Annotated in this window: 8 protein-coding genes and 1 pseudogene; 5 read left to right on the top strand and 4 right to left on the bottom strand. The window is 73.6% G+C overall.

Annotation, left to right across the window (positions count from 1 at the left end):
- Positions 1-726, bottom strand: a pseudogene (locus VFZ92_RS26385) (glycogen debranching enzyme); the annotation flags it as partial.
- A 120-nt stretch (positions 727-846) separates the two neighbouring features.
- Complete coding sequence (locus VFZ92_RS26390; protein ID WP_330878729.1) at positions 847-1,419, bottom strand: helix-turn-helix transcriptional regulator; 573 nt, start codon at positions 1,417-1,419, stop codon at positions 847-849.
- 47 nt (positions 1,420-1,466) lie between these two features.
- On the opposite strand from VFZ92_RS26390, the gene VFZ92_RS26395 reads away from it, so the two are divergent.
- The 3 genes from VFZ92_RS26395 to VFZ92_RS26405 all read left to right on the top strand — a co-directional run bounded on the left by VFZ92_RS26395 (position 1,467) and on the right by VFZ92_RS26405 (position 4,408).
- On the top strand, positions 1,467-2,267 hold the full coding sequence (locus VFZ92_RS26395; protein ID WP_330878730.1) for a class I SAM-dependent methyltransferase: 801 nt from the start codon (positions 1,467-1,469) through the stop codon (positions 2,265-2,267).
- A gap of 72 nt (positions 2,268-2,339) precedes the next feature.
- Positions 2,340-3,752: an MFS transporter gene (locus tag VFZ92_RS26400; RefSeq protein WP_330878731.1), complete on the top strand. Its 1,413-nt coding sequence runs from the start codon at positions 2,340-2,342 to the stop codon at positions 3,750-3,752.
- Entirely contained in the window at positions 3,749-4,408 is a 660-nt protein-coding gene (locus tag VFZ92_RS26405; RefSeq protein ID WP_330878732.1) for a DUF998 domain-containing protein, read from the top strand. The genes VFZ92_RS26400 and VFZ92_RS26405 overlap by 4 nt, the downstream gene beginning before the upstream one ends.
- Positions 4,409-4,412: 4 nt before the next feature.
- On the opposite strand, the gene VFZ92_RS26410 is transcribed toward VFZ92_RS26405, so the two are convergent.
- Entirely contained in the window at positions 4,413-4,886 is a 474-nt protein-coding gene (locus VFZ92_RS26410; RefSeq protein ID WP_330878733.1) for a DUF4396 domain-containing protein, read from the bottom strand.
- 49 nt (positions 4,887-4,935) lie between these two features.
- Entirely contained in the window at positions 4,936-5,580 is a 645-nt protein-coding gene (locus VFZ92_RS26415) for a TVP38/TMEM64 family protein (protein WP_330878734.1), read from the bottom strand.
- A gap of 136 nt (positions 5,581-5,716) precedes the next feature.
- On the opposite strand from VFZ92_RS26415, the gene VFZ92_RS26420 reads away from it, so the two are divergent.
- Both VFZ92_RS26420 and VFZ92_RS26425 read left to right on the top strand, forming a co-directional pair.
- The gene (locus VFZ92_RS26420; RefSeq protein WP_330878735.1) at positions 5,717-6,622 is read left to right on the top strand and encodes a hypothetical protein; all 906 of its coding nucleotides are present in this window, start codon (positions 5,717-5,719) and stop codon (positions 6,620-6,622) included.
- Positions 6,623-6,644: 22 nt separating this feature from the next.
- On the top strand, positions 6,645-7,561 hold a 917-nt coding region (locus VFZ92_RS26425), incomplete at its 3' end, for a heavy metal translocating P-type ATPase (protein WP_330878736.1).

Consider the following 7,561-nt stretch of genomic DNA (forward strand, 5'->3'; position numbering starts at 1 on the left):
CTGGTCCGGCATCGCCGCGTACAGGTCGTGCGGCGCGAAGAACCCGATCGTGTTGTAACCCCAGTAGTTCCGCAGCCCCTTCTCCGCCAACCCGTGGTCGGTGATGAACTGGTGCACCGGCATCAGCTCGATCGCCGTCACCCCGAGCTTCGTCAGGTGGTCGATGACCGCCGGGTGCGCCAGGCCGGTGTACGTGCCGCGCAGCTCCTCCGGGACCTCGGGGTGGTTCATCGTCAGGCCGCGCACGTGGGCCTCGTAGATCACCGTCTCGTTGTACGGCGTCCTCGGCGGCCGGTCGACGCCCCAGTCGAAGAACGGGTTCACCACGACGGACTTCGGCACGTACGGCGCCGAGTCCTGGTCGTTGCGCTGGTCCGGCTCGCCGAACGGGTAGCCGAACAGCGACTCGTGCCACTCGACGCCGTTCGAGATCGCCTTGGCGTACGGGTCGATCAGCAGCTTGTTCGGGTTGCACCGCAGACCGCGCGACGGGTCGTGGGGTCCGTGCACCCGGTATCCGTAGCGCTGGCCGGGCCCGACGCCGGAGAGGTAGCCGTGGTGCACGAAACCGTCCACCTCCGGCAGCCTGACGCGCGTCTCCCCGCCCTCGTCGTCGAACAGGCACAGCTCCACGTGGTCGGCGACCTCGGAGAACACGGCGAAGTTGGTGCCGACCCCGTCGTAGGTGGCGCCGAGCGGGTAGGAGGTTCCTGGCCAGGCGTGCATGTTCGCTCCTCGAAGGACGGCGTCGACCGTGTTCTCGCAGCCGGCGCCAACCTCTGACCGCCTGCCGGGGCCGGGTTCCCCGCGTCGCGGCGCTTGAACCAGTAGCGCGCGTCACGTCGGCTAGCCCTCGCGCGCGTGCGCCCGGTGGCCGTCCTGGGTGAGGATCGCGAGGATCTCGACCGGTTCTCCCCCGTGCGCGCCGATGCCGTGGGGGGTCATGGTGGAGAACCCGGCGGCCTCCCCGGCCCGCACCAGGACGAGGCGGTCGCCGAGGCGGAGTTCCGCGGTGCCGGAGAGCACCATGAACCAGTCGCGACCGGGGTGGACTCCCGCCTCCTCCAGGGGCGGGGCCGGGGTGGTGATGTGCATCTTGGCGACCGTGAGGTCGTTCGGGGTGTGCTCGCGCGCGAGCGTCCAGATCGTCGTGCCGCGGCGTTCGTCGTGGTGGGGCCGGATCACGACGTCCTCGTCGTTCGGGGATTCGATGAGCAGGTCGATGCTCGTGTCGAGGGCTCGCGCGATCAGGACGAGCTGGTCGACCGCGATCCGCCGGGACCCGGTCTCGATGCGGCTGAGGTTCGACGGACTGAGGTGGCACCGCTCCGCGAGCGCGTCGAGCGACCAGCCCCGTGCCAGGCGGAGTGCCCTGATCCGCTGCCGGATCAGCCGGTCCACATCCACTTCTTGCTTCATAGACAAGATGGTATGCCCCTGAGGCAGGGCGCGCCTAGGGTCGTGGCATGACCGAACAGCACTCCCACGGCCCCCTGCTCGCGACGCTGCTGGACCTCGACGCGGAGATCCACTCCGAGGCGCTCACGGAGGCGATGTCCGTCGTGTCCGCGCTGGTCACGGACCCGCGAGGGGTCCGGCGCGTGCTGGACGTCGGGGCGGGGACCGGCACCGGGAGCATCGCGCTGGCCCGCCGCTTCCCGGCGGCGCGGGTCGTCGCGGTCGACGTCGACGAACGGATGCTGGAGCGGGTCCGCGACAACGCCCGGGCGGCGGGTCTGGGCGACCGCGTCGAGGCGCTGCGGGCGGACGTCACCACCGCGCCACCCGGCCTGGGAGTCGCGGACCTGGTGTGGTGCGCTTCGGCGTTGCACGAGGTCGCCGACCCGGATCGGGCGTTCCGCACCCTGTTCGAGGCGCTGCGCCCCGGAGGCGTGCTGGCGGTCGTGGAGATGGACGGGCCACCGGCGGTGCTCCCGCTCGCCCACGCCGACCTGGAGGAGCGGGTGCGCTCCGCCGCCGGGTCGTCGGCCGACCACCCGGACTGGACGTCCACGATCACGGCCCACGGCTTCGAGGCGCCGCGCACGCGTCGGCTGACGACCGACGTGACGCTGCCCGCCGACGGCCCGGCCGGTGAGTACGCGGCCCTGGAGCTGCGCCGCGTCGGACACGCCGCGCCCGCCCTGCGGGACTCCGACCGGGCAACCCTGATGACCCTCGCCGGTGACGGCGCGGGCAACGTGCGCACCCTCGGCGAGGTCCGGATCCGCGGGACGCGCACCCTCTGGACCGCTCGCCGCCCCTGACCCGCCCCACCCCCGCACCGGTGCGCCCCGCCGCACCGGTCCTCGACGTGCCCGAAAACCCAGGAGGACCCCGTGACCGACACCCGACCACCCGCCGTCCTGGCGGCCCCGAGGCGGTGGTGGCTGCTGGCGGCGCTCGCGGTGGCCCAGCTGATGATCGCCCTGGACACCACCGTCATCACGATCGCCCTCCCGTCGGCGCAGGCCGACCTGGGCTTCGCCGACAGCGCGCGGCAGTGGGTCGTCACCGGCTACGCCCTCGCGTTCGGCAGCCTGCTGCTGCTCAGCGGACGCCTGGCCGACCGGTGGGGCCGCAAGCGCGTGCTCGTGACCGGCCTGGTCGGCTTCGCCGTCACGTCGGCCGTCGGCGGTGCCGCGTCCACGGCCGCGGTCCTCGTCGGCGCCCGCATCGGGCAGGGGCTCTTCGCCGCCCTGCTGGCCCCCGCCGCCCTCGCGCTCGTGTCGACCACCTTCACCGACCCGGCGGAACGAGGTCGGGCGTTCGGGGTGTTCGGTTCCGTGTCCATGATCGGCACGACGGTGGGCCTGCTCCTCGGGGGGACGCTCACCCAGACGCTGTCGTGGCGGTGGACCATGTACATCAACGTCGTCATCGCGATCCCCGCCGTCGTCGCCGCGGTGCTCCTCGCGCCGGACTCCGAGCGCCGAACCGGGCAGAGCCTGGACCTGCTCGGCGCCGCCACCGCCACCCTCGGCCTGTTCAGCCTGGTGTTCGGCACCTCCAGGGCCGAGACCGCCGGGTGGACGGCGCCCGTCACGGTCGGCGCGCTCCTCACCGCGGGAGTCCTGCTCGTGGTGTTCGTCGTCGCGCAGACGCGGGTGGAGGTCCCCCTGCTGCCGCTGGGGATCCTCACCGACCGCGGCCGGGGCTCGGCCCTCATCGCGCTGCTGCTGTCCTCGGCGGGCCTGTTCACGACGTTCCTGTTCCTGCCGTTCTACCTCCAGTCGACCCTCGGGTACGGCCAGGTCCACACCGGACTCGCCTTCCTGCCCGTGCCCGCGGCCCTCGTCCTCTCCGCCGCGGTCGTCGGGCCCGCCCTGAGCAGGGCGCTCGGAGCCCGTCCGGTCGTGCCGATCGGCCTCACCGCCGCCTGCGCGGGCGAGTTCCTGCTCAGCCGGATCAGCGTGCGCGGCGACTACGTCCCGGACCTGCTGCCGGGCCTGGTCCTCATCGGCGCGGGCGTCGGACTCGTCATCGCCACCGCCACCGCGTCCGCGACCGCCCGCCTGGACGACGACCTGGCGGGCACCGCCGCCGCCTCCGTCAACGCCGCGCAGCAGATCGGCGGCTCCCTCGGCGTGGCCGTGCTCGCCGCGGTCGCCGCGTCGGCCGCGGCGCGGGTCACCGACCCCGCGGAGGGAGCCGTCCACGGCTACGGCACCGCGTTCGGCTGGGCCGCCGCCCTCTTCGCCACCGGCGCGGTCCTCACCGCGCTGCTCACCCCCTCGAAGGAGCCCGCATGACCACCGCCCGTCCCCGACCGCCCTGGAAGGCCCGACTGGGCGGGGCGCTGCTCGTGCTCGGCACCGTGCAGTTCTTCGTCGCGCACGTCGTCGTCCAGAGCGCCTGGGACCAGCCCCGCTACCGCTGGTCGACCAACTACATCAGCGACCTCGGCGCCGTGGGCTGCGGCCCCGTGCTCGGCAACGACGTCTGCTCACCCCTGCACGCGGTGATGAACACCGCCTTCGTCGCGCAGGGCGTGCTCCTGCTGGCCGGGATCGTCCTCACCTCCCCCGCCGGACGCCGCCACGCCTGGCGGACGATGGTGGGGCTGACCGGGATCTCGTGGGTCGTCGTGGGACTCGTCCCCGAGGACGTCGACCTGACCGTCCACTCGATCGGCGCGCTGCCCGTCTTCCTCCTCGGCAACGCCGCCCTCGTCGTCGCGGGAACCTCGACCCGCGACCGTCCCGCGGTGCGGAGAGCGGCCCTGGCGCTGGGGGTCATCGGCCTGCTCGGCTTCGCCCTCACCGTCCTGGCGACCGCGAACCCCGGCGGCGCCATCGGCGTCGGCGCGGCCGAGCGCGTCACCGTGTTCCCGCTCCAGGTCTGGGCGTTGCTCTTCGGGGCGGCCGTCCTGGCCCGCCGCTCCGCGAAGGTCCCCGGAGCGGCGTGAACGATCAGTGGTCGTGCCCGCCGCCGTGGTACCGGTGCACGACGGCGTGCCCCTTGCCGCGGGCGATCATCCAGCGGTTCACCGGCACGGTCACGACGAACGCGACCGCGAGGGAGAAGACGAGGCTGACCCAGAAGACCCAGTTGGCCAAGCCCGCCTCCATCGCGCCGGGGACGCCGAGCATCACGGCGTTGTCGACGACCTCCATGACCGCGATGGAGACGGTGTCGGCCGCGAGCGCCACGCCGATCGCCGCGCGCAGCGGGAGTCCCGACTTCAGGACGGGGCGGATGGTGAGCGAGTACCCGAACAGGAACGCCAGGGCCACCGCCAGCACGACGGTCGCGAGGTTCGACCACCCGAGGGCCGTGCCGACCACCATCCCGAGCACCTCGCCGATGGCGCAGCCGGTGAGGCAGTGCAGCGTGGCGGACACGGCGAGCCCGGTCAGCCCCTCGGGTGCGGGAGCGTGGTCCATGCTTCCTCCTTCGACTCGCGTCTCAACATACCCCTAGGGGGTACCCGCATCAAGCGTTCGACGCGCGGGCCAGCAGCCTGCGTCCCCACACCAGCGCGACCGCGCTGAGCGCGAGCCAGGCCCCGAGCGCGAGGAAGGAGCGCGGCGAGCCCGGCTCGCGCAGGGCGTCACCGAGCACGACGGCGATCAGCGTGGAGGGGACGAGGCCCACCGCCGTGCCGAGCGCGAAGGACCGGGCGCGCACCGAGGTCACCCCGGCCGCGAAGTTCGACACCGTGAACGGCACGACGGGCAGCAGGCGCAGCACCAGCGTGGCCGCGAACCCGTTCGAGGCGAACACCGAGTCCACCAGGCGCAGGCGTCCGCTCCCGAGCCGGGCCTCCACGGCGCTCCGCCCCAGCGCGCGGGCGACGCCGAAGGACAGCAGCGCCCCCGCGGTGAACCCGACGACGGCCAGCAGCACCCCCTGGACCAGGCCGAACAGCAGTCCCGCCGCGGCCGCCAGCACCGGCTTGGGGAAGAACACCGCGGTGCCGAGCGCGCTTCCCGCCACGAACACCAGCGGCGCGAGCCCGCCCGCCGCCCGCACGTGGGCGCGGAGCTGCTCGACGGTGGGCACGTCGACCACCGCGGCCACGACCGCCAGGACGACGACCAGCACGACGAGCGCCACCACCCGAACCCGTCCCCGCATCGACCACGTTCCGCTCTGCCGGCTCCAGGACGGTGGACACGTCCGCCCCGCCATCGTAGGCGCCGTCACGCTGGCGTACCCCTACCCCCCTGGGGTATACATGTGCCACCGCCAAGCCGATCCGAGGGAGAAGGACATGAACACCGCCTCCAAGGTCTCCGCGTTCGCGGTCGCGCTGGTGGCCACGTTCGGCGCGACCTGGGCGGCGGGCGCCGCCGTCGGCCCGTTCGCCGGGACGACGCCGCCGAGCGCGACCGGCGGTGCCCCGGCCGAACCCGTCGACGACCTGCCGCCGGGTCTCGCCGCGGCCCGGAACGGCTACGCCCTCAGGGTGGCGACCGAGGCGCTCACCGTCGGCCCGCCCCAGCCGTTCAGCTTCCGGATCGACGGCCCGGACGGGAAGCCCGTGACGAGGTTCGAGGTGGAGCACGAGAAGCTCCTGCACCTGGTGCTCGTGCGGCGCGACGGAGCCCACTACCAGCACCTGCACCCGCGGATGGACGCGAGCGGCACGTGGAGCACCCCGCTCGCGCTGCCGGCGGCGGGCAGCTACCGCGTGTTCGCCGACTTCAAGCCCGAGGGCGGCGCGAAGACGACGCTCGGCGCCGACGTGCAGGCACCGGGCTCGTTCGCACCCGAGCAGTACACATCGGACAGCCGTTCCTCCGAGGTGGACGGCTACACCGTTCGACTCGACGGCGAACTGGCCGCCGGCGCGGAGTCCCCGGTCACCGCGACGGTGACCCGCGACGGCGCCCCCGTCACCGATCTCCAGCCCTACCTCGGCGCGAACGGCCACCTGGTCGCCCTGCGCGGGGCGGACCTGGCCTACCTCCACGTCCACCCGAAGGCCGCACCCGGTTCGGGTCCGGAGGTGGCGTTCCTGGTCGAGGTGCCGACCACCGGCAGGTACCGGCTGTTCCTCGACTTCCAGCACGGGGGCAGGGTCCGCACCGCCGAGTTCACCCTCGGGACCACCGGGTCGGCCCCGCCCGCGGCGGCCACCACGACAGCGGACGACGGCCATGCCGGTCACGGCTGAGCACCCCAGGGAGGCGCGCTCCATGAGCCCCACCACGACAACCCCGCCGAGCCAGGTCGAACTGACGATCGGCGGCATGACCTGCGCCTCCTGCGCGGGCCGCGTCGAGCGCAAGCTCAACAAGCTCGACGGCGTGCAGGCCAGCGTGAACTACGCGACGGAGAAGGCGAGGGTGGTCTTCACCGACGCCTACTCACCGGCCGACCTGGTGAAGGTGGTCGAGGCGACCGGCTACACCGCGGAACTGCCCGCTCCCCCGGCGAGCGCGGACGGCGACCAGCCCGTCGAGGAGGACCCGACGCGGTCGCTCCGGCAGCGGCTGGTCGTGTCCGCGGTGCTCGCGGTGCCGGTGGTCCTGCTGGCGATGGTGCCCGCGGCGCAGTTCACCTACTGGCAGTGGCTCTCGCTGGTGCTGTCCGCCCCGGTCGTCGTGTGGGGCGCGCTGCCGTTCCACCGGGCCGCGTGGACCAACCTCCGCCACGGCGCCGCGACGATGGACACGCTCATCTCGGTCGGGGTCACGGCCGCCTTCGGCTGGTCGGTCTGGGCCCTGTTCTGGGGCGAGGCCGGCACGCCCGGCATGACCATGTCGTTCAGCCTCGACGTCGAGCGCGGGGCGGGGACCCACGAGATCTACCTCGAAGTGGCCACCGCCGTCACCGCCTTCATCCTCGGTGGCCGCTACTTCGAGGCCAGCGCGAAGCGACGCTCCGGGGCGGCGCTGCGGGCCCTGCTCGAGCTGGGGGCCAAGGACGTCGCCGTCCTGCGCGACAGCGCCGAGGTGCGCGTGCCCGTCGACCAGCTCGCGGCCGGCGACCGCTTCGTGGTGCGGCCCGGCGAGAAGGTCGCCACCGACGGCGTCGTCGAGGACGGCACCTCGGCCATCGACGCGTCCCTGCTGACCGGCGAGAGCGTCCCGGTCGAGGTGGGCCCGGGCGA

This window comes from Umezawaea sp. (assembly GCF_036375055.1).
GTDB lineage: Bacteria > Actinomycetota > Actinomycetes > Mycobacteriales > Pseudonocardiaceae > Umezawaea.